At 72.3% G+C, this 25,060-nt stretch carries 22 protein-coding genes; 11 read left to right on the top strand and 11 right to left on the bottom strand.

Translation table 11 applies throughout. From position 1 onward, the window contains the following. The first annotated feature begins 35 nt into the window (after nucleotides 1-35). From dusB to ACIP63_RS04200, 3 genes are all read left to right on the top strand, one after another. Nucleotides 36-1,184 carry a tRNA dihydrouridine synthase DusB gene (gene dusB / locus ACIP63_RS04210; protein ID WP_401511303.1) on the top strand — a complete coding sequence of 383 codons (1,149 nt, stop codon included), beginning with the start codon at nucleotides 36-38 and terminating at the stop codon, nucleotides 1,182-1,184. Between the two features lie 573 nt (nucleotides 1,185-1,757). Beyond that, the gene (gene ppdK, locus ACIP63_RS04205; protein WP_401511301.1) at nucleotides 1,758-4,469 is read left to right on the top strand and encodes a pyruvate, phosphate dikinase; all 2,712 of its coding nucleotides are present in this window, start codon (nucleotides 1,758-1,760) and stop codon (nucleotides 4,467-4,469) included. 528 nt (nucleotides 4,470-4,997) lie between these two features. Then, nucleotides 4,998-5,999: an ArsR/SmtB family transcription factor gene (locus tag ACIP63_RS04200; protein WP_401511299.1), complete on the top strand. Its 1,002-nt coding sequence runs from the start codon at nucleotides 4,998-5,000 to the stop codon at nucleotides 5,997-5,999. Nucleotides 6,000-6,003: 4 nt separating this feature from the next. On the opposite strand, the gene ACIP63_RS04195 is transcribed toward ACIP63_RS04200, so the two are convergent. Continuing rightward, complete coding sequence (locus ACIP63_RS04195; protein ID WP_401511297.1) at nucleotides 6,004-6,588, bottom strand: hypothetical protein; 585 nt, start codon at nucleotides 6,586-6,588, stop codon at nucleotides 6,004-6,006. Nucleotides 6,589-6,753: 165 nt separating this feature from the next. Between ACIP63_RS04195 and ACIP63_RS04190 the strand changes: the two genes are divergently transcribed. Then, nucleotides 6,754-7,164 carry a VOC family protein gene (locus tag ACIP63_RS04190; protein WP_401511296.1) on the top strand — a complete coding sequence of 137 codons (411 nt, stop codon included), beginning with the start codon at nucleotides 6,754-6,756 and terminating at the stop codon, nucleotides 7,162-7,164. 58 nt (nucleotides 7,165-7,222) lie between these two features. On the opposite strand, the gene ACIP63_RS04185 is transcribed toward ACIP63_RS04190, so the two are convergent. The 4 genes from ACIP63_RS04185 to ACIP63_RS04170 form a co-directional block, all read right to left on the bottom strand. Then, nucleotides 7,223-8,389 carry an alkaline phosphatase PhoX gene (locus ACIP63_RS04185; RefSeq protein WP_401511294.1) on the bottom strand — a complete coding sequence of 389 codons (1,167 nt, stop codon included), beginning with the start codon at nucleotides 8,387-8,389 and terminating at the stop codon, nucleotides 7,223-7,225. A 116-nt stretch (nucleotides 8,390-8,505) separates the two neighbouring features. Then, nucleotides 8,506-8,865 (bottom strand): nitrite reductase small subunit NirD, encoded by a 360-nt coding sequence (nirD, locus tag ACIP63_RS04180; protein WP_356707647.1) that lies wholly within the window; start codon nucleotides 8,863-8,865, stop codon nucleotides 8,506-8,508. After that, the gene (gene nirB, locus ACIP63_RS04175; protein WP_401511292.1) at nucleotides 8,865-11,450 is read right to left on the bottom strand and encodes a nitrite reductase large subunit NirB; all 2,586 of its coding nucleotides are present in this window, start codon (nucleotides 11,448-11,450) and stop codon (nucleotides 8,865-8,867) included. Before nirB ends, nirD begins: the two co-directional genes overlap by 1 nt. Beyond that, nucleotides 11,450-12,712, bottom strand: coding sequence for an NAD(P)/FAD-dependent oxidoreductase (locus ACIP63_RS04170; RefSeq protein WP_401511290.1), 1,263 nt, complete (start codon nucleotides 12,710-12,712; stop codon nucleotides 11,450-11,452). Before ACIP63_RS04170 ends, nirB begins: the two co-directional genes overlap by 1 nt. Nucleotides 12,713-12,859: 147 nt before the next feature. Between ACIP63_RS04170 and ACIP63_RS04165 the strand changes: the two genes are divergently transcribed. After that, entirely contained in the window at nucleotides 12,860-13,648 is a 789-nt protein-coding gene (locus ACIP63_RS04165) for a sulfite exporter TauE/SafE family protein (protein ID WP_401511288.1), read from the top strand. Here the strand turns inward: ACIP63_RS04165 and ACIP63_RS04160 are convergent, their stop codons facing one another. From ACIP63_RS04160 to ACIP63_RS04145, 4 genes are all read right to left on the bottom strand, one after another. Further along, nucleotides 13,649-14,281 carry a class F sortase gene (locus ACIP63_RS04160; protein ID WP_401511287.1) on the bottom strand — a complete coding sequence of 211 codons (633 nt, stop codon included), beginning with the start codon at nucleotides 14,279-14,281 and terminating at the stop codon, nucleotides 13,649-13,651. Nucleotides 14,282-14,323: 42 nt separating this feature from the next. Further along, nucleotides 14,324-15,034, bottom strand: a complete 711-nt coding sequence (locus ACIP63_RS04155) for a hypothetical protein (protein WP_401511285.1) — start codon at nucleotides 15,032-15,034, stop codon at nucleotides 14,324-14,326. A gap of 356 nt (nucleotides 15,035-15,390) precedes the next feature. Continuing rightward, the gene (locus ACIP63_RS04150; RefSeq protein WP_401512254.1) at nucleotides 15,391-15,867 is read right to left on the bottom strand and encodes a DUF5990 family protein; all 477 of its coding nucleotides are present in this window, start codon (nucleotides 15,865-15,867) and stop codon (nucleotides 15,391-15,393) included. A gap of 28 nt (nucleotides 15,868-15,895) precedes the next feature. Next, complete coding sequence (locus ACIP63_RS04145) at nucleotides 15,896-16,690, bottom strand: aminotransferase class IV family protein (RefSeq protein WP_401511283.1); 795 nt, start codon at nucleotides 16,688-16,690, stop codon at nucleotides 15,896-15,898. A 69-nt stretch (nucleotides 16,691-16,759) separates the two neighbouring features. Between ACIP63_RS04145 and ACIP63_RS04140 the strand changes: the two genes are divergently transcribed. Genes ACIP63_RS04140 through ACIP63_RS04130 form a run of 3 tightly spaced genes read left to right on the top strand, consistent with a single transcriptional unit; the run spans nucleotide 16,760 to nucleotide 18,238 of the window. Then, the gene (locus ACIP63_RS04140; RefSeq protein WP_401511282.1) at nucleotides 16,760-17,338 is read left to right on the top strand and encodes an NADPH-dependent FMN reductase; all 579 of its coding nucleotides are present in this window, start codon (nucleotides 16,760-16,762) and stop codon (nucleotides 17,336-17,338) included. A 55-nt stretch (nucleotides 17,339-17,393) separates the two neighbouring features. Beyond that, complete coding sequence (gene cutA, locus ACIP63_RS04135) at nucleotides 17,394-17,732, top strand: divalent-cation tolerance protein CutA (RefSeq protein WP_401511280.1); 339 nt, start codon at nucleotides 17,394-17,396, stop codon at nucleotides 17,730-17,732. Further along, nucleotides 17,729-18,238 (top strand): gamma-glutamylcyclotransferase family protein, encoded by a 510-nt coding sequence (locus tag ACIP63_RS04130; protein ID WP_401511278.1) that lies wholly within the window; start codon nucleotides 17,729-17,731, stop codon nucleotides 18,236-18,238. The genes cutA and ACIP63_RS04130 overlap by 4 nt, the downstream gene beginning before the upstream one ends. Here the strand turns inward: ACIP63_RS04130 and ACIP63_RS04125 are convergent. Next, nucleotides 18,201-20,276, bottom strand: coding sequence for a molybdopterin oxidoreductase family protein (locus tag ACIP63_RS04125; RefSeq protein WP_401511276.1), 2,076 nt, complete (start codon nucleotides 20,274-20,276; stop codon nucleotides 18,201-18,203). The two genes, ACIP63_RS04130 and ACIP63_RS04125, sit on opposite strands and share 38 nt — an antisense overlap. Nucleotides 20,277-20,343: 67 nt before the next feature. Then, the gene (locus ACIP63_RS04120; protein WP_401511275.1) at nucleotides 20,344-21,099 is read right to left on the bottom strand and encodes a vancomycin high temperature exclusion protein; all 756 of its coding nucleotides are present in this window, start codon (nucleotides 21,097-21,099) and stop codon (nucleotides 20,344-20,346) included. Nucleotides 21,100-21,345: 246 nt separating this feature from the next. Here ACIP63_RS04120 and ACIP63_RS04115 point away from each other — a divergent pair, with 246 nt between their 5' ends. The 3 genes from ACIP63_RS04115 (at nucleotide 21,346) to ACIP63_RS04105 (ending at nucleotide 24,976) form a co-directional block, all read left to right on the top strand. Further along, nucleotides 21,346-22,251: a sirohydrochlorin chelatase gene (locus ACIP63_RS04115; RefSeq protein ID WP_401511273.1), complete on the top strand. Its 906-nt coding sequence runs from the start codon at nucleotides 21,346-21,348 to the stop codon at nucleotides 22,249-22,251. Between the two features lie 36 nt (nucleotides 22,252-22,287). Beyond that, complete coding sequence (locus tag ACIP63_RS04110) at nucleotides 22,288-23,598, top strand: deoxyguanosinetriphosphate triphosphohydrolase (protein ID WP_401511271.1); 1,311 nt, start codon at nucleotides 22,288-22,290, stop codon at nucleotides 23,596-23,598. A 118-nt stretch (nucleotides 23,599-23,716) separates the two neighbouring features. After that, nucleotides 23,717-24,976, top strand: a complete 1,260-nt coding sequence (locus ACIP63_RS04105; RefSeq protein ID WP_401511269.1) for an NAD(P)/FAD-dependent oxidoreductase — start codon at nucleotides 23,717-23,719, stop codon at nucleotides 24,974-24,976. Nucleotides 24,977-25,060 lie beyond the last annotated feature (84 nt).

Here is a 25,060-nt window from a genome sequence, read left to right as displayed (position 1 = left end):
GTCCGCCTGCGGCCGGCGTACGGGACAATGGGGCCATGACCACGCTCGCCCCCGCCCTCCCGCTGCTCCGGATCGGCCCGCACACCGTGCAGCCGCCGGTCGTGCTCGCCCCCATGGCCGGCATCACCAACGCGCCCTTCCGCACCCTGTGCCGTGAGTTCTCGGGCGGCAAGGGGCTGTTCGTCAGCGAGATGATCACCACGCGGGCGCTGGTCGAGCGCAACGAGAAGACCATGCAGCTCATCCACTTCGACGCGAGCGAGACCCCGCGCTCGATCCAGCTGTACGGGGTGGACCCGGTCACCGTCGGCAAGGCGGTCCGCATGATCGTCGACGAGGACCTCGCCGACCACATCGACCTGAACTTCGGCTGCCCCGTCCCCAAGGTCACCCGCAAGGGCGGCGGCTCCGCGCTCCCGTACAAGCGGCCCCTGCTGCGCGCGATCCTGCGCGAGGCCGTGGCGCAGGCGGGCGACCTCCCGGTCACCATCAAGATGCGCAAGGGCATCGACGACGACCACACCACGTACCTCGACGCGGGCCGCATCGCCGTCGAGGAGGGCGTCACGGCCGTCGCCCTGCACGGCAGGACCACCGCCCAGCACTACGGCGGCACGGCCGACTGGGACGCCATCGCGCGCCTCAAGGAGCACGTCCCCGAGATCCCCGTCCTCGGCAACGGCGACATCTGGAGCGCCGACGACGCGCTGCGGATGATGCGTGAGACGGGCTGCGACGGCGTCGTCGTCGGCCGCGGCTGCCTGGGCCGCCCCTGGCTCTTCGGCGACCTCGTCAGCGCCTTCGAGGGCACGGGGACGAGGCAGGCGCCCGCCCTGCGCCAGGTCGCGGACGTCATGCTGCGCCACGCGACGCTGCTGGGGGAGTGGATCGGCGACGAGAGTCGTGGCGTGATCGACTTCCGCAAGCACGTGGCCTGGTACCTCAAGGGCTTCGCGGTCGGCTCGGACATGCGCAGGAGGCTCGCGGTCACCTCGTCGCTGGAGGAGCTGGGCGGACAGCTCCAGGAGCTCGACCTGGACCAGCCCTGGCCGGACGGCGCGGACGGCCCCCGTGGCCGTACGTCCGGCAACAACCGGGTGGCGCTGCCGGACGGCTGGCTCAAGGACCCGTACGACTGCGCGGGCGTGGGTGCCGAGGCGGAGCTGGACACCTCGGGCGGCTGAGTACGACCCCCGCACCGGGGGCACCGAGTGCCCCATGAAGAGCCCGCTCACATGAGCGGGCTTTTCTGCTCGGATACGGTGCGTTCCCTCGCGATTTCGCGGCAGCGGTGTGTGCCCGCTCTCTTCGAAGGCCCGTCACGTCACGCTCTGTGTGGCATGAAGGCTTCAGGGTGACCATTTGTTGGCGCGTGAGCGTCCGGATGATGACATCTGAGCGCGGTCAGGGGCGTGATTCTCGCCACCCCTGAGGGGTGTTTGGCTCAGATGAGCGCTCTTTTGGTTGCTGTACTTCTCAAATGGCGGCACTGGGTGCCAGGTGGGTTTACTTTGATCGATCAAAGCATCCCTCACCCTCCGTCATCACATCGAATGGTTTCGCACACTCATCGTACTGATGCCTTCAATAGGTGAACGAATGGTGCCTGCGTCGTGTACCGGCGCGTTACTTTCGATCTGCTGGCGGACGGGTGGTTGAGCCCTCATGACGCGCAAGTGGCCGTACCCAGACACCTTCGATCTGGGTATGTTCCTCGCCGTCAGGGCAGCCACCGCGTCCTCGAGGAGTCGAGACCCGTGTCGGAACACAAAGATCCCCAGAAGTTCGTCTACGACTTCACCGAGGGCAACAAGGATCTGAAAGATCTGCTGGGCGGCAAGGGTGCCAACCTCGCCGAGATGACCAACCTCGGGCTGCCCGTCCCTCCGGGCTTCACCATCACCACCGAGGCGTGCAAGGTCTACCTCGACAGCGGTGACGAGCCGGCCGAGCTGCGCGACGAGGTCAGTGCGCACCTCGAAGCGCTCGAGAAGCGGATGGGCAAGAACCTCGGCCAGGCCGACGACCCGCTGCTGGTCTCCGTCCGGTCCGGCGCGAAGTTCTCGATGCCCGGCATGATGGACACGGTCCTCAACATCGGCCTCTCCGACGCCTCGGTCGTGGGCCTCGCCGCCCAGGCCGGCGACGAGCGCTTCGCCTGGGACTCGTACCGCCGCCTCATCCAGATGTTCGGCAAGACCGTGCTCGGGGTCGACGGCCATCTCTTCGAGGAGGCGCTGGAGGCCGCGAAGGAGGCCAAGGGCGTCACCGTCGACGTGGACCTGGACGCGGCCGACCTCAAGAAGCTGGTCAAGGAGTTCAAGAAGATCGTCAAGCGGGACGCGGGACGCGACTTCCCGCAGGACCCGCGCGACCAGATGGACCTGGCCATAAAGGCGGTCTTCGACTCGTGGAACACCGACCGGGCCAAGCTCTACCGCCGCCAGGAGCGCATCCCCGGCGACCTCGGCACGGCCGTCAACATCTGCTCGATGGTCTTCGGCAACCTCGGCCCCGACTCCGGTACGGGCGTCGCCTTCACCCGTGACCCGGCCAGCGGCCACCAGGGCGTCTACGGCGACTACCTCCAGAACGCGCAGGGCGAGGACGTCGTCGCGGGCATCCGCAACACGGTGGCACTCGCCGAGCTGGAGTCCATCGACAAGACGTCGTACGACCAGCTGATGAAGATCATGGAGACGCTGGAGACCCACTACAAGGATCTCTGCGACATCGAGTTCACCATCGAGCGCGGTCAGCTCTGGATGCTCCAGACGCGGGTCGGCAAGCGCACCGCCGGTGCCGCCTTCCGGATCGCCACCCAGCTCGTCGACCAGGGCCTCATCGACGAGGCGGAGGCGCTCCAGCGGGTCAACGGCGCGCAGCTCGCCCAGCTGATGTTCCCGCGCTTCGACGACGAGGCCAGCACCGTCCTGCTGGGCCGCGGCATCGCCGCGTCGCCGGGCGCGGCCGTCGGCAAGGCCGTCTTCGACTCGTACACCGCGGTCAAGTGGTCGCGGTCGGGCGAGAAGGTCATCCTGATCCGCCGGGAGACCAACCCCGACGACCTGGACGGCATGATCGCCGCCGAGGGCATCCTGACCTCGCGCGGCGGCAAGACCTCGCACGCCGCCGTCGTCGCCCGCGGCATGGGTAAGACCTGTGTCTGCGGTGCCGAGGAGATCGAGGTCGACACCAAGCGCCGCCGGCTCACGGTCGGGGACACCGTCGTGGAGGAGGGCGACCTCGTCTCCGTCGACGGTTCCACCGGCAAGGTGTACCTCGGCGAGGTACCGGTCGTACCCTCCCCGGTCGTCGAGTACTTCGAGGGCCGTATGCACGCGGGCGCCGACGACGCCGACGAGCTCGTCGCCGCCGTGCACCGGATCATGGCGTACGCCGACCGGGTGCGCCGGCTGCGTGTACGGGCGAACGCGGACAACGCCGAGGACGCCTCGCGGGCCCGTCGCTTCGGCGCCCAGGGCATCGGCCTGTGCCGCACCGAGCACATGTTCCTCGGTGAGCGCCGCGAGATGGTCGAGAAGCTGATCCTCGCGGACACCGACGACGAGCGTGAGGCCGCGCTGGCCGCGCTGCTGCCGCTCCAGAAGGCCGACTTCATCGAGCTGTTCGAGTCGATGGACGGGCTGCCCGTCACCGTACGGCTGCTCGACCCGCCGCTGCACGAGTTCCTGCCCGACATCACCGAGCTCTCCGTGCGGGTCGCTCTCGCCGAGTCCCGCAAGGACGCCAACGAGAACGACCTGCGCCTCCTGCAGGCCGTGCACAAGCTGCACGAGCAGAACCCGATGCTGGGTCTGCGCGGTGTCCGTCTCGGCCTGGTCATCCCGGGGCTGTTCGCGATGCAGGTCCGTGCGATCGCGGAGGCGGCGGCGGAGCGCAAGAACGCCAAGGGCGACCCGCGCGCCGAGATCATGATCCCGCTCGTGGGCACGGTCCAGGAGCTGGAGATCGTCCGCGAGGAGGCCGACGGTGTCATCGCGGAGGTCGAGGCGGCCACCGGTACGGAGCTGAAGCTGAGCATCGGCACGATGATCGAGCTGCCCCGAGCCGCGCTGACCGCCGGTCAGATCGCGGAGGCCGCCGAGTTCTTCTCCTTCGGCACGAACGACCTCACCCAGACGGTGTGGGGCTTCTCCCGCGACGACGTGGAGGCCTCGTTCTTCACCGCGTACCTGGAGAAGGGCATCTTCGGGGTGTCGCCGTTCGAGACGATCGACAAGGACGGCGTCGGCTCCCTCGTGCGCAGCGCCGTGGAAGCGGGCCGGGCCACCCGTCCGGACCTCAAGCTCGGCATCTGCGGTGAGCACGGCGGGGACCCGGAGTCGGTGCACTTCTTCCACGAGGTGGGCCTCGACTACGTCTCCTGCTCGCCGTTCCGCATTCCGGTCGCCCGGCTGGAAGCGGGCCGGGCCGCCGCCGAATCGCGGGGCAGCGACAGCCGCTGAGGCCCGGCGGCCTGCGACCGCCACGACTCCGGACACCGCCGGCGGACCACGGAGACCCTCACCGGTCCCACGGCGGAAACCGGATTCCCCGGAAGCGGCGGCACCCTGTGCGGGGGTGCCGCCGCTTCGTCAATTGAACGGCGAACCGATGAACGCCGAACCAATTGACGATGGACCATTTGAACGACGAACCATGCAAAGTGGTTGGCTTTTCACCATTCGATGCGCAAATCGGGGGCGCGCGGTCCGGGTGCGGCCCGGGGATCCCCACCCCCGGGCCGCACCCGCTTACCCCTGCCGGGTACGGAGCCGCACCGTCGCTCACCGCCGCCGAACAGGCGAAGCCCCCCACGGCCCTCACCCGCTCATTCGGTGACGCCGGATGCGTACCCGACGCCGTACAGCTTTTCGGCTGGCGAGAATACGGGCGAGCCGTTTCAACTGTGGCCGAAACCCCGTGGTGACCTCCTGTGACGCTGTGCATACGCTTCGGTGGGGGCAATTGCGGGTGCAACAGGTGGGGGATCGGTGCTGCGTATCCATGTGTCCGGGGTGGACCTTTCGCGTGTGCGGATGGCCACGAGGCCGGACGCGATGTGGGAGACCGTTCTCAGTTTTCACCGGCTGAGAGACCGCCGGGGTTCCACGGTGTTCGGGAAATGGCGGAAGGAATCCCGGACCCGGTTGAATGGTGAAGCACGGCTGCTGTCCGCGGTCGTTCCGCCGCGGGGTTATTTCCCCGACTTCCTGACGCCTGCCGGGCCGGGCGCCGAGCCATTCGCGCTCGACGCCGGAATGGAGGCCCTGCGCGACACACCCGCGGACCGCATCCGGGAGGAACTCGGGCTGCTGGCGGGGGACGCCCCCCATCGGCGACGGCTGTCCGGCGGCGCCCTCTCGGAGGCGTTGGCCGAAGGGCGTACGGAGCCGCTGGGGCGGCTCATCTCCACCCTGCGCGCCTACCACCGCGCCGCGGTCGAGCCGTACTGGCCGCACATCCGGGCGAGCGTCGAGGCCGACCGCGCCGTCCGGGGCCGCGCCCTGCTGGACGGCGGCGCGGACGAGCTCCTGGCCACCCTGCCGCCGATGATCCGCTGGCGGGCCCCCGTGCTGGAGGCGGACTACCCGGTCGACAGGGAACTGCGCCTCGACGGGCGGGGCCTGCTCCTCCAGCCGTCGTACTTCTGCCGGGGCACCCCCGTCGTCTACCGCGACCCGTGCCTCCCGCCGGTCCTCGTCTACCCCGTCACCCACCCCGGAGCCCCGGCCGTGGCCGAACCCGGCCCCTGGCTCGGCCGGCTCGTGGGCCACACCCGCTCGGCGGTCCTGCGGGCCATAGGCAACGGCTGTACGACGAGTGAGCTGGCCCGCAGGACCGGGGTCTCCCTGGCCTCGGCGAGCCAGCACGCGTGTGTGCTGCGCGAGGCCGGCCTGGTCCGCACCCTGCGCCACGGCAGCTCGGTCCTGCACACCCTCACCCCGCTGGGCTCCGCCCTGCTCAGGGGCGGAGCACCGATCGCCGTGCCCTGACCCGTCAGCGGGGCCCGCCCTCCAGGAGGGCCTTCAGCGCGGCCAGGCGCTCCTTCCAGAACGCCTTGTACCGGGCGACCGCCTCCGCGTCCGCCAGCTTCTCGTGGCCCACACCGAGGCGCGTACGGCCGTCCGGCAGCTCCTGGAGCCACAGCGTGAGCCGCCCGGCGTCCCCGGACGCGTCGCGGAAGCCGGCGCTCAGCGACTTCCCCGGGCGCAGGCCGCGCACGGACAGCTCCACGCCGGGCAGCCAGCGCTCACGGGTCTCCGGGTCGGTGAAGGCGTCCAGCACGCGTTCCGGAGCGGCCGCGAGCGTCCGGCTGCCCGAGGTGTTCCAGTCGCCGGTGGAGGACTGCCCCACCTGGCGCAGACCGCGTGACTGCTCGTACCCGACGGCGACCGACTGGGCGTACCAGCCGCCCATCCTGTGTTCGGTGCCGAGGAACGCGGCGATCTCCGCGTGGCTGCGCCGGGTGGCGTCCCAGGCGTCGAGCACGGCGAACCAGCCCGCCCAGTCCCGGCCGGTGGCCCCGCGCAGGGCCTCGTCCGACAGCTTCTCGGTGATTCTTCTGCCCGTCGATCCGCTCATGGTCCGAGACGCTAGATGCGCCCACGGGGCGCGGGTCCACGGCGCGCGGGGAACTGCCCGCGCCCGGAGCGATGAGTTCCCGGCGCGGCCGTCGTCTACCCCTCGTAAGCGCTCGTACGGAGCGCGCGGGAGCACCCAGGGTGCCGGACGGAAGAGTTGGGAACCATGCCTCAGATGATCTTCGTGAACCTGCCGGTCAAGGACCTCGGGACGACCAAGAACTTCTTCTCGAAGCTCGGCTTCGGCTTCAACCCGCAGTTCAGCGACGAGTCGACGGCCTGTCTGGTCATCAGCGACACGATCTTCGCCATGCTGATCAGCGAGCCGCGCTTCAAGGACTTCACCAAGAAGGAGATCGCCGACGCGTCGAGAACGACCGAGGTCCTCCTCGCCCTGAGCGCGGAGAGCCGCGAGAAGGTCGACGAGATGGCCGACGCCGCGCTCGCGGCGGGAGGCTCGCCCGCCAACGAGACCCAGGACATGGGCTTCATGTACGGCCGCTCCTTCCAGGACCCGGACGGCCACATCTGGGAGGTCGTCTGGATGGACCCGTCAGCGGCCGAGGGACAGGCCTGACACCCGACCGGGCAGCGGTCGCGGAGCCGGCGCCGCGACCGCTGCCGTACGGGCCGGATCAGGAGCGGAACGGCCCCGTCACCTCGTAGGTGATACCGCCGGACGAGCTCCCGCTGGTGCCGCGCTGCGAGGAGAAGTAGAGCCGCCGGCCGTCCGGGGAGAAGGCCGGACCGGTGATCTCCGAACCCGACTGGCCGCTGATCCGCAGGAACGGGGCGACGGTGTCGTCCGGGGTGATCAGGCAGATCTCCATGTTCCCGCCGTCCTCCGCGACGTACAGGTCACCGGAGGCGGCGCGGGTGACGTTGTCGACGCCGGTCAGCGGCGCGCCGCCGCCCGTGACGAGCGAGTCGTCGTAGGCGAGCGACAGGGACGAGGCGTTCGCGTCGTACGCCCACACCCGGTTGTCGCCCTTGGTGGTGAACCAGCAGGTGCCCGCCGCGTAGAAGCAGCCCTCACCGCCGTTGAAGACCTTGGCGCCGGAGACCTGGTAGCGGGTCTGGGTGGGTGATCCGTCCGGGTCGGGAACGGTCGTCCAGGTCACCGGGCCCGAGGTGCCGGTGCCCGCCACCAGCACCTGGAGCGTGCCGGAGGACAGATTGCCCCAGGTGGTGGGGCGGAAGCGGTAGAAGCGGCCGTCCGTCTCGTCCTCGGTCAGGTAGACGTAGCCGTGGTCGGGGTCCGCGGCCGCCGCCTCGTGCTTGAACCGGCCCATCGCGGGACGCTGCACGGCGGCGTTCACGCCCCACGGGTCCGTCTCGTACACGAAGCCGCGGGTGACCTCCTCGCAGGAGAGCCAGGTGTCCCACGGGGTACGGCCGCCCGCGCAGTTGGTGTTCGTGCCGGACAGGATCCGGTAGGCGGAGGTGACGGTCCCCGAGGAGTTGAAGCGCACCGCGCTCGCACCGCCGCCGCTGCTCGCGGACACCTCCGCGTTGGAGACGTAGATCCAGCCGCTGCCGTCGGTGAAGGTGGCTCCGCCGTCAGGTGCGCTGTGCCAGGTGTACGAGGTGCCCGGGACGGTCTGCCCGGAACGGGCGATGATCCTGCTGGTGAAGCCGCTCGGCAGCAGGATGCCGTTGCCGTTCGCCGCCTGCAGCGCACCGTAGGGGCCCGCGGCCGGCTGGGCCGGGTCCGCGAAGGCGGCACCCCGCCACAGCGTGCCGCCGAAAGCCGCCGCCGAGCTGCCGATCACCGCTGTGCGCAAGAAGGTCCGACGTTCCACGATCACTCCACAGGTGACGTGCGGGCCCGCCGGACCGGTCGGCCCGGCGGGTCGAACGTCAGGACAGTAGAGGCGCGTAGTTGACGGAACGTCAACAACTGGTGAACGGAGTGGAGTCAGTCCCCGCGGACCGGGAAGACCGGCACGGTGACGTCGTCGTCGTCCAGGCAGGCGCCCGTCTCCAGGTCGAAGCGCTGCTTCAGCAGCGGCGACGCGACGAACGGCCGCCCGCCCGCGGAGCCGACCAGCCCGCGGGAGAGGACGTACGCACCGGTGAACGGGTCGCGGTTGTCGATCGCGTACGCCCGGCCCGCGCGGTCCACGAACAGCGCGACCTGCCGGCCGTCCGGGAGGAGCGCCGCCACGCCCCGCCCCGGGGTCAGCAGCGCACGGTCGCAGACCGTCAGCCAGCCGTCCCCGTCCGCGAGCTGGATCGTCCGGGTGTCCTGCGCCGTTTCCATCGCCTGGGTCGTCATCAGGAGGGAGTCCCTTCAAGAGTACGGATGGCGAGCACCGGGCCCGCGAGGATGTCCAGGTCGGGCTTGACCTGGTCGCGCTCCGGGACGAACTTGACCGAGGGGTCGGGTGCGTCGGGGGCGTTGACGAAGGTGACGAAGCGCCGCAGCCGCTCCGGGTCGTTGATGGTCTCGGCCCACTCGTCGCGGTAGCCGCGGACGTGGTCGGCCATCAGCCGCTCCAGCTCGTCGCAGAGGCCCAGCGAGTCGTGGACGACGACGTCACGGACGTGGTCCAGGCCGCCCTCGATCCGGTCCAGCCAGGTCGAGGTGCGCTCCAGGCGGTCCGCCGTGCGGATGTAGAACATCAGGAACCGGTCGATGAGGCGCACCAGTTCGGCGTCGGAGAGGTCCTGGGCGAGCAGGTCCGCGTGGCGCGGGGTGGCGCCGCCGTTGCCGCCGACGTAGAGATTCCAGCCCTGCGCCGTGGCGATGATCCCGAAGTCCTTGCCGCGGGCCTCCGCGCACTCCCGGGCGCAGCCCGAGACCGCCGACTTCAGCTTGTGCGGCGAGCGCAGGCCCCGGTAGCGCAGCTCCAGGTCGATCGCCATCTTCACCGAGTCCTGCACGCCGTAGCGGCACCAGGTCTGCCCCACACAGGACTTGACCGTGCGCAGCGACTTCCCGTACGCGTGCCCGGACTCGAAGCCCGCGTCCACCAGACGCGTCCAGATCAGCGGTAGCTGGTCGACGCGGGCGCCGAACAGGTCGATCCGCTGGCCGCCGGTGATCTTCGTGTAGAGACCGAAGTCCCGGGCCACCTCGCCGATCACGATCAGCTTCTCCGGGGTGATCTCGCCACCGGGGATGCGCGGCACGATCGAGTACGAGCCGTTGCGCTGGAGGTTGGCCAGGAAGTGGTCGTTGGTGTCCTGGAGCGCCGCCTGCTCGCCGTCCAGGACGTAGCCGCTCGCGCCGACCGTCGGGGCCAGCGAGGCGATGATCGAACCGACCGTGGGCTTGCAGACCTCGCAGCCGTCCCCGCCCCGGGCCGCCTCACGGCCGTGCGAGTCGAGGAGGCCGGCGTACGTCGTGACACCGAGGGTGCGGACGATCTCGTACAGCTCGCTGCGGGTGTACTCGAAGCAGCCGCACAGCCCCTGGTCCTCGGGCTGCGGCAGCAGCTGGCCGATGACCTTGACGCAACTCCCGCAGCCGGTGCCGGCCTTGGTGCACTTCTTCACCTCGGGCAGCGTGGTGTGCTCGCAGATCGCGCCCTTGGTGACGTTGTGGCAGGAGCAGATCACGGCCTCGTCGGGCAGCGAGGACGGGCCGAGGGTGACAGGGCCGCCCGCGCCGGCCGGCAGCACCAGCTGCTCCGGGGCGACGGGCAGGACGGTGCCGGTCATCGGCCGCAGCGTGCCGTACTGGTCGGCGTCGCCCACCAGGACACCGCCGAGCAGCGTGCCGTCCTGGCCGATCACCAGCTTCTTGTAGACACCCGAGCGGGAGTCCGCGTACACGACGTCGAGGCATCCCTCGGCCGCACCGTGCGCGTCACCGAAGGAGGCGACGTCCACACCGAGCAGCTTCAGCTTCGTCGAGAGGTCGGCGCCGGTGAAGGAGGCCGCGTTGCCCGCGATCACCTCGGCGACCGCCAGCGCCATCTCGTAACCCGGCGCCACCAGCCCGTAGACCCGGCCGTCCGAGGCCAGCGCGCACTCGCCGATGGCGAAGACGTCGCGGTCAGAGGTGCGGCACTCGTCGTCGACGATGATCCCGCCGCGCGGGCCGACCGCCAGACCGCAGTCGCGGGCCAGCTGGTCCCGGGGGCGTACACCCGCGGAGAACACCACGAGGTCGGTCTCCAGCGAGGAGCCGTCCGACAGGGACATGCCGTTGACCCGGCCGTCCTCACCCGCGGTGACCTCCTGGGTGCCCACACCCGTGTGGACGGAGAGGCCCATGTTCTCGATGGTGCGCAGCAGCGCGGCGCCGCCCCCGTCGTCCACCTGCACCGGCATCAGCCGGGGGGCGAACTCCACGACGTGCGTGTCGAGTCCGAGCCCCTTCAGCGCGCCCGCGGCCTCCAGGCCGAGCAGCCCGCCGCCGACGACCGCGCCGGTCGTCGCGGTCTTCGCGTACTCCTCGATCGCGAGGAGGTCCTCGATGGTGCGGTAGACGAAGCAGCCCTCGGCGTCCTTGCCGGGCACGGGCGGCACGAAGGGGTACGAGCCGGTGGCCAGCACCAGCGTGTCGTAGGAGAACGTCTCCCCGGAGCGCGCGGTGACGGTGCGCGCCTCACGGTCGACGCTCTCCGCCGGGTCACCGACGCGCAGCTCGATGCCGTGCCGCTCCATGAAGTCCGGCTCGACGAGCGAGAGGTCCTCCGGGGTCTTCCCGGAGAAGTACGAGGTGAGCTGCACCCGGTCGTACGCGGGGCGGGGCTCCTCGCAGAGCACGACGACCCGGGCGGTGCCCTCGGCGGCGGTCAGGCCGCGGTCGGCGAGCGCTTCCAGGAACCGCTGCCCGACCATGCCGTGCCCGACGACCACGATCGTCGGCACGCCTGCGGTGGGGGCGGTCGGGGGAGTGGACACCGGCATCAGAAGCCTCCGTCGTTGGTGAGCAGGTGGAGCAGGGACATGTCGGCGGGAAGGGCGTCGTCGTCCTGCCAGGTCCGGGCGAGGGTGCCGACCGCGGCGAGATCGCCGAACAGCACCCCGCCCGCGAGCCGGTCGCCCCGGACGACGACCGTGCGGTAGGCGCCCCGGGTGGCGTCGGCCAGCCGGATCACGTCGTCGCCGGGCATCGGGCGGGAGTCGCCGAAGGCGGCCAGGTCGAGCCCGCCGGCGGCCCCGGAGACGACGGCGGCTCCGGCGTTTCCGGCGGCTCCCGCGGTGGCGGGGGAGCGAAGGGTGAGCCTGGTCAGAGCCCTGGTGCCCGCGTAGCGGGCGGGGCGGCCCGCCAGCACCTCGGCCAGGACGTCGGCCTGTTCGAGCGCCGCGCCCGCCAGCCCGTAGACCGTCCCGGCGTGTTCGGCGCAGTCGCCCACGGCGTGGATGTACGGGTCCGAGGTGCGCAGCTCGTCGTCGACGACGACGCCCTTGCGGACCTCCAGGCCGGCCGCCTGTGCCAGACCCGTCCTGGGCCGGACCCCGCAGGCCAGCACCGTGATCTCGGCCTCCAGCTCGTAGCCGTCGGCCATCTCCACGGCCCGCACCGCCGGGGTGTCCCCGTCGGTGCAGCGCAGTCCGCGCACCCGGCACTCGGTGTGCACCTCGACGCCGAGGCCCTCCAGGTGGCGGCGCAGCATCCCGGCGGCCTCGGCGTCCAGCTGCCGCTCCATGAGGTGCTCGCCCTGCTGGGCCAGCACCACCTGGGCGCCGCACTCGGCCAGGGCACGGGCGGCCGACACCCCGAGGAGCCCGCCGCCGATGACGACGGCGCGCACTCCGGGGCGTACCGCCCCACGCAGGGCCAGGCAGTCGTCCAGGGTGCGGAACGGGTGCACCCCGTCCGGCAGCGTGTGGCCGAGGCCCCGCAGCGGTGGCAGCACCGGGTTGGAGCCGGTGGCCAGCACCAGGCGCTCGTACCCGACGACACTGCCGTCGTCGCAGTGCACCAGCCGGTCCGCCCGGTCGATCCGCACGACCCGCACCCCGCGCCGCACCTCGGCGGGCGGCAGCGCGATGACGTCCGGCTCGTACCGGCCGGCGAGCACCTCGGCCAGCAGCACCCTGTTGTACGGTGCGTGGGCCTCTTCGCCGATGACGGTGACACCGGGGACCCGGGCGGCGAGCCGCGCGCCCGCCATCCCGGCGCCGATCACCACCACCCGTGCCGCGTTCTCCGTCTGTGTCCTCATACCGATGAGAGTGCGCGGCGGGTGTTACCCGACCGCATCCCTCCTGTTTCCCGGGAGGAACCTTGCGCTCAGCGTGCGCCAAGGCCCTCTGTGAGGGCCGGGCAACCGGTTGGACCGGGCACCTGTCGCTTGCCTAAGGTCGCGGACATGCCCGAGATAACGCTGACCACCCTCGTCCTGCTCTGCCTGGCCGCCGCCGTGGCCGGATGGATCGACGCGGTGGTGGGCGGCGGCGGGCTGCTCCTCCTGCCCGCACTGCTGCTGGGCCTCCCGCACGTCCCCGCCGCGCACGTGCTCGGCACCAACAAGGCCGTCGCCATCGTCGGCACCTCGGGCGCCGCCGTGACCTACGTACGCAAGGCGCCGGTGCGGGTGGGCACCGCCGTGCGGATCGGGCTCATGGCGCTCGCGGGATCGATGACGGGCGCCTTCTTCGCGGCGGGCATCAGCAGCGACGTCCTGCGTCCGGTGATCATGGTGGTGCTGCTCGCCGTCGCGGCCTTCGTGATGCTGCGCCCGTCCTTCGGCACGGCGGCGGCCGGTGACACGGGCAAGAAGGTCACCCGGGCCCGTACGGTCACCGCGATCGTGCTGGTGGGCGGAGGCATCGGCTTCTACGACGGGCTCTTCGGGCCGGGCACGGGCACCTTCCTGGTGCTGGCGCTGACCGCGGTGCTCCACCTCGACCTCGTCACCGCCTCCGCGACCGCGAAGATCGTGAACGTCTGCACCAACGGCGGGGCGCTGGCGATGTTCGCCTACCAGGGCACCGTCCTGTGGCAGCTGGCCGCGCTGATGGCCGTATTCAATCTGGCGGGCGGGATGCTCGGCGCGCGGATGGCGCTCAGGAAGGGCAGCGACTTCGTCCGCGGGGTGCTGCTGGTCGTGGTGTTCTCGCTGGTCGCCAAGCTCGGCTTCGACCAGTGGACGGCCTGATCAGCGCACCTCGGTGAGGTGGGCGTACGCCACCACGTTGGCCTGGTAGCCCGTCTCGCGGGTGAAACCGCCGCCGCAGGTGATCAGCCGCAGCGAGGCGTGCGGCGTGGCGCCGTAGACGCGCTTGTCCGGGAACTCGTCGTTCTCGTACACCTCGACCGCGTCGACCGAGAAGACGGCGGTGCTGCCGTCCCCGCGGTCGATCTCGACCCCGGCCCCCTTCCTCAGGGACCCCAGGCCGTAGAACACCGACGGCCCCTCGGCGTTGTCGACGTGCCCGGCCACTATCGCGGTGCCCTTGGCGCCGGGCGGTGTGCCGCCCTCGAACCAGCCCGCGAGATTGCGGTTCGCGGCGGGCGGTGCGTCGAGGCTGCCGCCGGCGGTCAGCCCGAGACCCGTCATGGGCGCGTCCACACCGATGCCGGGGATGCGGATCCTGACCGGTTCGGAGGGGCGGAGCGGGCCGGCGACCCGGGTGCCCGGGCGCGGCTCGGGGCCCGCCGCGAAGGCCTCGGCGGTGGACGGCTGGGGGGCGACGGTCCGGATGACCGCGCCGTTGTGGACCAGCCATATGCCGCACAGTGCGGCGACGCCCGCCAGCCAGGCCCTCGCTCTCAGTGCCGTCCTGTCCACGTCTCGTCCTTCGCCGGTCGTCCTCGGTGCCGCGTGCCGTCCTCAGTGACGCGGGCCGTCGGCTCGGCGGCGGCGCATGAGCAGGAGACCGCTCACGGCCGCCGCTCCGACGAGGCCGGCGCCCGCGGCGAGCTGGGCGGTGTCGGGGGCGGCGCTGCCTCCGACGCCCGTCCCGACATGGCCGGAAGGCCGGCTGGGGCTGGGCGCGGTCGTGGGCCTGTGCCCCGGCGGCAGGGGCGGTTCGGCGGATCCCGGGGCGGTCGCGTGCGGAGGCACGGGCTCGGGGCGGTTTCCCGTCCCGGGTGCTGTCCCCGCGCCCGTCCCGGGCCGCTGGAGCGTCCCGGCTTCGTCCCCCGCCCCGGCCTCGTCCCCGGTCCCTGTGCCGGCCTCGTCCTCCGTGTCCTCCGTCTCCGTCTCCGGCCAGGAGGACCCCGGAACCGCTGCCGGATCCTCGGCCGTCTCCAGGCCCGCGAGCGGATCCGGACCGTCGGCCGGTCCGGGGTCCCCGGCCTCCAGGTCCTCGAACGCCCCCAGGTCATCGGCCGCCCCGCCGCTCCCGCAGAAGGCGGCCGCGTCCACGTCGGCCGAGCCTTCCCCGGCGGCGCAGTCCGCCGCGCCGGGCGCGGCCGCCGCCGCGGTGAGCTCCGGTCTGCCGAGGCTGTCCGCGTGCGCGGACGGGAGGGCGAGGCCGAGCGCGGCGGCGGTGAGGGCCGCGGCGGCGGTACCGGTCACGAGGCGGGCAGGGCTGCGCATGGGAATCCTCCGGGCAGACGGATGTGTCCTGCCTCCGAGGTAAGTGGCCCCGCCCCCCGGCTGCATGCTGACGCGTGGTCAGCTTTCACCCGTACGGACCCGGGGAACGCGTCCGTCCGACCGGCCCCGCGCAGGTCGCGGCGGTGACGGAGGCCGATCACCCCGTCCGGTGCCGATCGGGTGAGCCCGCTCTCAGGCGAGTGTGACGTAGATCACACGAATGGGCCTCTGTCGGCCGGGCAAACGGTCTCTACCCCCCCACGGGACGGCAGCCCCCCGCCGGCCCCACGGCAACCGCCCTCACCGGCCCACCCCCCCTTGGGACCGGTGAGGGCGGTGTCCTTTTTCTCCGCGCTTCAGCTTCCCCGGGGATCGTTGCCGTCGGTCGCGGACCACTCGATGTCCGGCGGGCGTACGCGTGCGCACCGTGGCTGACCCCTGCCGTCGGTCAGGCGCAGCCGCGCGGTGAGATGCCCCGATCGCGAGGCCGCCTCCAGGACCTCCGGGCCGATGTCGCTCATCATCAGCTTGGCGCGGCGGAACATCGTGAAGAGGCCGGAGTCGTCCACGGTGCCCCAGGACAGATAGACGAAGCGCCCTCCGAGCCGGTTCTGGACGTACGGCCCCGACACCTCGACGCCCTCCGCGGTGGGTGCGGCGGTGCAGTCCAGGGTCCAGGAGGCGCGAGGCGCGTCGCCCGGGTGCAGGCCGAGCAGTTCGCCCGGCCGGTCCTTGCGCTGCACGCCGACGTGGATGTTGTCGAAACCGGCGAAGTCGGTGTCGGGGCCGCAGGTGCGGCCCGGGAGCTCCGATGCTTCGATATGGATCTGCATGGCCCCATGCTCCCGCATGCCGGGATGGTCAGACGGCGTCGCGAGGGATGGCCTCGTACACCTGGCCGAGCAGCTTCATCAGGTCCTCGTCGACGGTGAAGGCCGTGTCGTCGATCCGGTGGACCGGCGCGATGCCCTGCGAGTTCGTGACGAACGCCGCCCGGTACGCGTCCAGCCCGTCCAGCGTCACTCCGCGCCGCACCGAAGGCCGGTCCGTCCGCGCGAGTCCGCTCTCCAGCAGCGTCATGGTGATGCCGGCCAGCGCCGGCGCGTCCGGCCAGACGACCGAAGTGCCGTCCCAGAAGCCGATGTTGGTGATCGACCCCTCGGTCACCATGCCGCCGGGCGAGGTCAGCAGCGCCTCGTCGAACCCCGCCCGCCGGGCCTGCTGCCCGTAATAGATCTGGCAGAACTCGCCGGGCCGCTTGATGTGCGGCAGGGAGCGCGCGAACGGGACCGACATCAGGCTTTGCGGTGCGCCGTCCGCACGGGCGGGCTCCCGCACCGTCACCATCGGCACCGTCGCCGCGCTGTCCGGTGGCATGAAGGCGTGGACCCGGACCGACGCGTCCCGTACCCCGGCGCCGTCGAGCGCGTGCCCGATCAGTTCACGCACGCGCTCCCCGTCCAGTGGCAGGCCGAACAGCTCGCGGTTCGCGGAGTCCAGCCGGTCCAGATGCAGCGCGAGGCCCCGTACGGTGCGGTCCCTGACCTGCATCGCGGTGAAGTGGCCGTAGCTCGCGAAGGCCGGGATCCGCAGATCGTCCCCGGTGGCGGGGCGGCCGTCGAACTCGACGTAGAGGTCCGGTGCGAAGAGCGTCATGGCCTCCAGCGTAGGTGGCGCGCCACGGCGCTTGACCTCAATCATGGTTGAGGTGTGAGGCTGCGGTGCATGGACCTCACCACAGCTGTCACCACTCCGTCCGACGCCCCGCTGAAGGTCGCCGTCATCCTCGGCAGCAACCGCGAGGGCCGCTTCGGGCCCGTCGTCGCCGAATGGTTCCTCGGGCGGACGGCCGGCCACCCGGACATCGAGACCGAGCTCATCGATGTCGCCGAGACCGAACCGCCCGCCACCGGGGCCGCCGAGGTGGCCCCCCGGCTGGCGGACGCCGACGCCTTCGTCGTGCTGACCCCCGAGTACAACCACTCCTACCCGGCCCCGCTGAAGAACCTCATCGACCGGCACTTCGCCGAATGGCAGGCCAAGCCCGTCGCGTTCGTGTCGTACGGCGGAATCTCCGGCGGCCTGCGGGCCGTCGAACACCTCCGCCAGGTCTTCGCCGAACTGCACGCCGTCTCCGTCCGCGACACCGTCTCCTTCCACAACGCGGGCGCGCTCTTCGACGACCGGGGCGTGCACAAGGACCCGGCTCAGGTCGACGGGGCGGCCAAGAGGATGCTCGACCAGCTGGTCTGGTGGGGCCGCGCCCTGCGCGAGGCCAAGGCCCGGCACCCGTACGCCGGCTGACCCCGCGAGCGCCGACAATCGAGGGGCACGGACGCCGAAACCGAGGAGAGCCGGGATGACCGAGCCCGCATGGCTGACCGTACTGACCACGACGGACAGCGAGGAGAAGGCCCACGCCCTGGCCCGGGGCGCGGTGGACGCGCGGCTCGCCGCCTGCGCCCAGATCTCGGCGCCCGTCACCTCCGTCTACCGGTGGCAGGACGCCGTCGAGACCGCCCAGGAATGGCAGGTGCTGTTCAAGACGGCGGCCGCGCGCTACGACGAGCTGGAGGCCCATCTCGTCGCGGCCCACGGCTACGAAACGCCCGAGATCATCGCGACGCCGATCGTGCGCGGCAGCGACCGCTACCTCGCCTGGGTGTCCGCGGAGACGGCGCCCGACGCGACGCTGTGACCGGCGTCCCCCTGCCCTTCTTCGTATACGGCACGCTGCTCCCGGGGGAGCCCAACCACGACCGGTTCCTCCGGGGCCGCACCCGTGGGGAACGGCCGGCCGTGCTGCCGGGCGCCCTCCTCTACGAGGGCCCGGGCTATCCGTACGCGATCGACGGCCACGGCACCGTCCACGGCGCGCTGGTCACCGCCGCGCCCGGGGCGTACGCGGGACTGCTCGGGCTCCTGGACGAGCTGGAGCAGTACCTGGGGCCGGACCACCCGCGCAATCTGTACGAGCGGGTGGTCCGCCGGGCCGTCCCCACGCCACTGCCGGACGCGCCCGTCGCTGCCGTGCCCGGTTCGGCCGGGCCCGGTTCGGCCGGGCCCGTTTCCGCCGAGCCCGTGCGCGCCTGGGTGTACCTCGCGGCCACGGCCGTCGCCCGCTCCCTGCGCACCGGCGGCACACCCGTACCGGGCGGTGACTGGCTCAGCCGGCCGCTTCCACCCGCACGGCGCACACCTTGAACTCCGGCATGCGCGACACCGGGTCCAGCGCCGGGTTCGTCAAGGAGTTGGCCCGGCCCGCGCCGGGCCAGTGGAACGGCATGAACACGGTGTCCTGCCGGATCGCCACGGTGATCCGCGCCGGCGCCACCGCCCGCCCCCGCCGCGAGGTGACCGCGACGTCCTCGCCCTCGGCCACCCCGATCCGCTCGGCGAGCCGGGGATGCAGCTCCACGAAAGGCCCGGGGGCGGCCGCGTTCAGCTCGGCCACCCGGCGGGTCTGCGCCCCCGACTGGTACTGGGACACGACCCGCCCGGTGGTCAGCACCACCGGGTACTCCGCGTCCGTCTCCTCCGCGGCGGCCCGGTGCGTGACGGGGACGAACCGGGCCCGGCCGTCGTCCGTGGCGAACCGCTCCAGGAACAGCCTCGGCGTCCCGGCGTGCTCCTCGTCCGGGCACGGCCAGAACACCCCGTCCTCCGCCACGATCCGGGCGTAGGTGATGCCCGCGTAGTCGGCGGGACCGCCCGCCGAGGCCCTCCGCAGCTCGTCGAAGACCTCCTCCGGATCGGCCGGGAAGCCCTTCCCGTGCCCCAGGAGGCCGGCCAGCGCGTTCAGCACCTCCAGGTCGCTGCGCACCCCCTCCGGCGGGGTGACCGCGCGCTGCCGCAGCAGCACCCGGCCCTCCAGACTGGTCGTCGTCCCGCTCTCCTCCGCCCACTGCGTCACCGGCAGCACCACATCGGCCAGTGCCGCCGTCTCCGACAGCACCACATCCGCGACCGCCAGGAAGTCCAGCGACTTCAGCCGCTCCTCGATGTGCCCCGCGTGCGGCGCCGACACGACCGGGTTGGACCCCATGACCAGCAGCGACCGCACATCCCGCCCCAGGGCGTCCAGCAGCTCGTAGGCGCTGCGCCCCGGGCCCGGCAGCGCATCGGGGTCGACGCCCCAGACCCCGGCCACATGGCGCCGGGCAGCCGGATCGGTGAGCTTGCGGTAGCCGGGCAGCTGGTCGGCCTTCTGGCCGTGCTCCCGGCCGCCCTGCCCGTTGCCCTGCCCGGTCAGACAGCCGTACCCGGACAGCGGACGGCCCGCCCGGCCGGTCGCCAGGCAGAAGTTGATCCACGCGCCGACCGTGTCCGTCCCCTTCGACTGCTGCTCGGGACCCCGCGCGGTGAGCACCATCCCGCTCTCCGCCCCGCAGAACATCTCCACGGCCTCGCGCAGCTGCGGCACCGGCACCCCGGTGAGGCGCTCCACCAGCTCCGGCCAGTGCGCCATGGCGCCTGCCCTGGCCTCGTCCCAGCCGCTCGTCCGGGCGCGGACGAACTCCTCGTCCACCCGGCCGTCCGCGACGACCAGATGCAGCATGCCCAGCGCGAGGGCGAGGTCGGTGCCCGGCCGGGGCGCCAGGTGGAGATCCGCCTGCTCGGCGGTCCTGGTCCGGCGGGGATCGATGACGATAAGCCGGCCGCCGTTCTCCCGCAGCTCGGTCAGATAGCGCAGCGCGGGCGGCATCGTCTCCGCGAGGTTCGAGCCGACCAGGATCACGCACCCGGTCCGGGGGATGTCCTCCAGCGGGAACGGCAGCCCACGGTCGAGACCGAAGGCCCGCTGGTGCGCGGCGGCCGCCGAGGACATGCAGAAGCGGCCGTTGTAGTCGATCTGCGAGGTGCCGAGCACCACCCGGGCGAACTTCCCGAGGGCGTACGCCTTCTCGTTGGTGAGACCGCCCCCGCCGAAGACGCCGACCGCGTCCGCGCCGTGCTCCGCGCGCGTCCCGCGCAGCCCCTCCGCGATCCTCTCCAGCGCCTCGTCCCAGCTCGCCGGCGCCAGCTCACCGCCCTCGCCGCGCACGAGGGGCCCCGTCAGCCGCACCCCCGCGGCGAGCACGGCGGGAGCCGTGCGCCCCTTGCCGCACAGGGCTCCCCGGTTGACGGGGAATTCCGTGCGCTCCACGACCTCGACCACCCCGCCGTCGGTGACCGGTCGCAGCTTCATCCCGCACTGGAGCGCGCAGTACGGGCAGTGGGTGGACGTCTCGGTGCGGGCCATACCCCCAGCGTGCGAGGCGGGTATTACGAGTGCCGGTGCGTCCGGTTACGCCCCCGGTACGCACACCTCAGCCCGCCCCGCCCGCCGCCGTGAGGTCACCCGCGAGGGCCTCCTCCACCCCAGGCTCCCGCGGCCCCAGGAAGTGCGGGTCCGGCTCGAACACCACGTCCAGGAGCGCCTTGCCCGCCGCGAACACCTCCCGCGTCCCGCCGTAGTACCAGGTCACGTCGTGTACGTCGTCGGCTCCCACCCCGTACGCGTCGATCCCGGCCGAGCGGCACAGGGCGATCGCCCGCCGTATGTGGAAGCCCTGGCTCACCAGGACGGCCCGGTCGACCCCGAATATCTTCTTGGCCCGGACACAGGAGTCCCAGGTGTCGAAGCCCGCGTAGTCGCTGACGATCCGGCCGTCCGGCACCCCGCGCGCCCTGAGGTACGTGCGCATGGCGTCCGGTTCGTCGTACTCCACGCGGCTGTTGTCCCCGGTGACCAGCAGGGCCCGGACCTTGCCCGCCCTGTACAGCTCGGCGGCGGTGTCCAGCCGGTGCGCGAGATACGGCGACGGCCGGCCCTCCCACAGCCCCGCCCCGAACACCACGGCGACCTCCCGCGCCGGGGCGTCGGCCGTCGACCGCACCCGGGCGTCGGCCGTGGTGTGCAGCCAGGCCGCGGGCGCCAGCGCCACCGCGCAGACGACCATCAGCGCCTGCACCAGCCACCGCTGCCCCCGCCGGGTCCGCGGCAGCCGCGGACGCGCGGCGGTGAGCCCTCCCAGCGCCACGCGCCCCACATGGCGGAGCCCTCCCGGTGTCCTCAGCAGCATGCCCGCGCCCCCCGCGCTCGTACCCGATCCCTCAGGAACCCGATGCCTCAGGAACCCGATCCCTCAGGAACCCGATGCCTCAGGAATGGGACGAACGACGAGAACGAAAGGTTCGCGGCGCACGCGAATTCACGCTCCGGTGTGAACACGCACTGACACCCTGGGCCCCCCGCCCTGTGAGGCGGAGGCAAACACCCGTCACCGGTGCGAAACGGCCCGGCAACGTCCGCCCGGCACCATCGGTCCATGACGGAGACGGCACCGGAACACCCTCGTGAGTCCCTGCCCCTCGACAGCACGGCGCAACTCCTGACCCGTATCACCGCCCAGCTCGGAACCCAGCTCAGCCTCGTCTCCCCGAACGGAACCCGCAGGCCCATGCACCGCATCCCGAGATCCGCCCCGACCCTGGTCGCCGTCGCGCACGGCAGCCGGGACCCGCAGGCCCTGCGCACCGTCCTGGAGCTCCTGGACCGGGTACGGGAGCTGCGGCCCGCCCTCGACGTCCGGCTCGGCCACATCGAGCTGAACGAACCCCTGCTGCCGGACACACTGGACGGCATCGGACGGGGTGACGCCGTACTCGTGCCCCTGCTGCTCGGCCGCGGCCACCACGTCCGGCACGACCTGCCCCTCGCCGCGGCGGCCGCGGGCCACCTCCGTACCCGGGTGGCAGCCCCGCTCGGACCGCACCCGCTGCTCGTCGAGGCCCTGTACGAGCGACTCGCCGAGGCCGGCTGGCGGGACGAGGACGGCACGAGCCGCGACGCCGCCGTCGTGCTCGCCGCCGCCGGATCGCGCGACCCCGACTCGGACGTCGACGCCCGCCGCACCGCCGCCATGCTCAGCGACCGCCTCGGCGGGGTGCCCGTCGTGCCCGCCTACGCCTCGGCGGCCACTCCCGACGTGCCCACCGCCCTGCGCGCACTCGCCGCCCGCGGCCGCCACCGGGTGGCCCTCGCCTCCTACTTCACGGCGCCCGGCCGCTTCGCGACCGTCTCGGCCGCCGCGGCCCCGGGCGTCGCCGCCGCCCCGCTGGGCGCCCACCCCGCCATGGCGCGCCTCCTGCTGCACCGCTACGACCAGGCGCTCACCGGTACCGCGTCCGCCCACGCACCCCTGGCACACCCACCCCTGCTCGCCACCGCCTGACCGTTCCTGTCAGCCCGCCGGTCTAACCTCGGGAACATGGACGGTACGCACGACCCAAGGGACACGCCCTACGGCACAGCTGACACCGAGCGCTGGGACACCGAGCCCGACAAACGGCCCGGACGTACGGCCTTCCAGCGCGACCGCGCCCGGGTGCTCCACTCCGCCGCCCTGCGCAGGCTCGCCGGCAAGACCCAGGTCGTCACCCCGGGCACCCGCGGCCTGTCCTGGGACGCCAGCCCCCGCACCCGGCTCACCCACTCCCTGGAGTGCGCCCAGGTCGGCCGGGAGCTCGGCGCCGCGCTCGGCTGCGACCCCGACCTCGTGGAGGCGGCCTGCCTCTCCCACGACATGGGCCATCCGCCCTTCGGGCACAACGGCGAACAGGCGCTCAACGACTTCGCGTCGGACTGCGGCGGCTTCGAGGGCAACGCGCAGTCGCTGCGCCTGCTGACCCGCCTGGAACCCAAGCGTTTCGTCCGCGATCCCCGCAGCGGGGAGCTCGTCAGCGTCGGGCTCAATCTGACCCGTGCCGCCCTGGACGCCGCCACGAAGTACCCCTGGCCCCGGGGCGCGCACCCCACCGACCCCGACTCGCCGAAATTCGGGGTGTACGAGGACGACCTGCCGGTCTTCGCATGGGTCCGCGAGGGCGCGCCCCAGGACGGCAGATGCTTCGAGGCCCAGGTCATGGACTGGTCCGACGACGTCGCCTACTCGGTGCACGACTTCGAGGACGGGCTGCACGCCGGGCACATCGACCCGGGCTGCCTCTTCTCCGAGCCGGAGCGCGCGGAGATCTGGGGCGTCGCCGTCGGGCGGTACGTCCCGGCGGGCACCGACCCCCAGGAGCTCGCCGACGCCCTCGACCGGCTCACCGCCCAGGAGTGGTGGCCGCACGGCTACGACGGCACGGCGGTCGCCCAGGCCCGGCTGAAGGACGCGACGAGCCAGCTCATCGGCAGGTTCTGTCTCGCCGCCGAGGCCGCGACCCATGCCGCGTACGGACCCGGCAGGCTCGGCAGGTACGGCGCCGAGCTGATCGTCCCGCGCGAGGTGCGCAACGAGTGCGCCGTACTCAAGGCCGTCGCGGACCGTTACGTCATGCAGCGCGCCGAGCAGGAGGTCATCCGCGCCGATCAGCGGATCGTCATCGCCGAGCTGGCGGCCGCGCTCACCGCCCGCGCGCCCGAAGGACTCGAACCGCAGTTCCGTGCGCTGTACGCGGCGGCCGCCGACGACCGGGCCCGCAAGAGGGTCCTCGTCGACCAGATCGCCGCGCTCACGGACGCCTCCGCACGAACCCTCCACGGGAGCCTCACGGGTGTTGGGCAGACTGGAGCATGACCGGGCCACATGCCAGCGGCGGTGACCTGATCGGGGCACACCCTCTTTCGCCATCACGCTGCGTGCGGGACGCTCGCAGGTGGCGGCGCCGCGCAGCACAGTACCGAGGAGGCATCAAGTGGTCGACGCACATCGGACGTTCGTCATCATCGGCGGGGGGCTCGCCGGAGTGAAGGCGGCCGAGACACTCCGGGCGGAGGGCTTCAGCGGCCGGGTGATCCTCATCGGCGACGAGCGCGACCACCCGTACGAGCGGCCGCCCCTGTCCAAGGGGTACCTGCTGGGGAAGGACGAGCGGGACTCGGTCTTCGTCCACAAAACCGCCTGGTACGCGGGCGCCGACATCGAGCTCCACCTCGGCCAGGTCGTCACCTCCATCGACCGGGCCGGCCGCTCCGTGCAGCTCGGCGACAACACGGTCCTCCACTACGACAAGCTGCTGCTCGCCACGGGCGCGGAGCCCCGCCGTCTCGACATCCCGGGCACCGACCTCGCCGGCGTCCACCACCTGCGGCGTCTCGCCCACTCCGACCGGCTGCGCAACGTCCTCGCCGCCCTCGGCCGCGACAACGGCCACCTGGTGATCGCCGGAGCCGGCTGGATCGGCCTGGAGGTCGCCGCGGCGGCCCGCGGCTACGGCGCGGAGGTCACCGTCGTCGCCCCCTCGCCGACCCCGCTGCACCACGTCGTCGGCCCGGAGGTCGGCCAGATCTTCACCGAGCTGCACGCGGAGCACGGCGTCCGCTTCCACTTCGGCGCCCGCCTCACCGAGATCACCGGTCAGGACGGCCTGGTCCTGGCGGCCCGTACCGACGACGGCGAGGAGCACCCCGCCCACGACGTGCTCGCCGCCATCGGCGCGGCCCCCCGCACCTCGCTCGCCGAGGCCGCGGGGCTCGACATGGCGCGCCGGGCCGAGGGCGGCGGCGTCGTCGTCGACGCCTCCCTGCGCACGTCCGACCCGCACATCTACGCCGCCGGGGACATCGCGTCCGTGGACCATCCGCTCTTCGGCGGCCGGCTCCGCGTGGAGCACTGGGCGAACGCCCTGAACAGCGGACCGGTCGCCGCGAAGGCCATGCTCGGCCAGGACGTGGCGTACGACCGGGTGCCGTACTTCTTCTCCGACCAGTACGACCTCGGCCTGGAGTACTCCGGCTGGGCCCCGCCCGGTTCGTACGACCAGGTCGTCATCCGGGGCGACGCCGGCAAGCGCGAGTTCATCGCCTTCTGGCTGAAGGACCGCAGGGTTCTCGCCGGGATGAACGTCAATGTGTGGGACGTCACCGAAAGCATCCAGAAGCTGATCAAGGCCGCCCGGCCGGTCGACCCGGACACCCTGGGCGACCCCTCGGTGCCCCTGGAATCCCTGGTCTGACCGGTGGCCCGGACATCCGGGACGGGGCCGGCGCCCGGGGGTGTGCCCCCGCTGCCGCCGGTCCCGGATGCCCGGCCCCACCCG

It is taken from the genome of Streptomyces sp. NPDC088746 (assembly GCF_044751065.1).
Taxonomy (GTDB): Bacteria; Actinomycetota; Actinomycetes; order Streptomycetales; family Streptomycetaceae; genus Streptomyces.
This window is presented reverse-complemented; position numbering and strand designations above follow the sequence as displayed.